The organism is Mesorhizobium sp. M8A.F.Ca.ET.202.01.1.1, from assembly GCF_004791595.1.
Classification (GTDB): domain Bacteria; phylum Pseudomonadota; class Alphaproteobacteria; order Rhizobiales; family Rhizobiaceae; genus Mesorhizobium.
In genome coordinates, this window is the sequence record NZ_SRUN01000059.1 from 1 (window position 1) to 587 (window position 587).

The window sequence follows — 587 nt, forward strand, 5'->3', positions numbered from 1 at the left end:
CTTGTCCCACCCGGCCCGCTCCGTATTGGACGTGGGAAGCACATGGCAGAGCAGACGCAATCCGACAAAGCCGGCACCGAACCGCGCAAGGGCATGCCGAGCCCGCGCCTCGGCGAGGCGGTATTCACGATGCCGGGCTGGGTCGAAGAAGGCTGGATGATGCTGAAGGAAAGCGTCACCGGCTTTATCGACGACAATGCGCTGAGCCGCGGCGCGGCGATGGCGTTTTACGCCACCACCTCGCTGGCGCCGATCCTGCTGATCGTGGTGGCAATCTCAGGGATCGCGATCGGGCACCAGGCGGCGGAACTCGCGCTGTCGGCGCAAATCTCCGGGCTGATGGGCTCACAGAGCGCGGAGCTTTTCCGCGCCACACTGGAGTCGGCGTCGAACCAGACAAGCGGAACATGGGCCGCACTGGCTGGATTGGTGACGCTGATCGCCACCGCATCCGGGGTTTTCGGCGAAATGCAGCTTGCGCTTAACACCATATGGAAAGTCCCGCCGACCGACACGTCCCTGTCGAGGATGGTAAGGGCGCGCGCCGCGAGCCTCGGGCTGGTTGGCGCGTTGGGCTTTCTTTTGCT

The 587-nt window shown here is 64.6% G+C and carries 1 protein-coding gene; it reads left to right on the forward strand.

What is annotated here, in order from left to right:
* Nucleotides 1-129: 129 nt before the first annotated feature.
* Nucleotides 130-587, forward strand: a 458-nt coding sequence (locus EN845_RS33810) for a YhjD/YihY/BrkB family envelope integrity protein (protein WP_189587431.1), incomplete at its 3' end; no start/stop codon positions are given.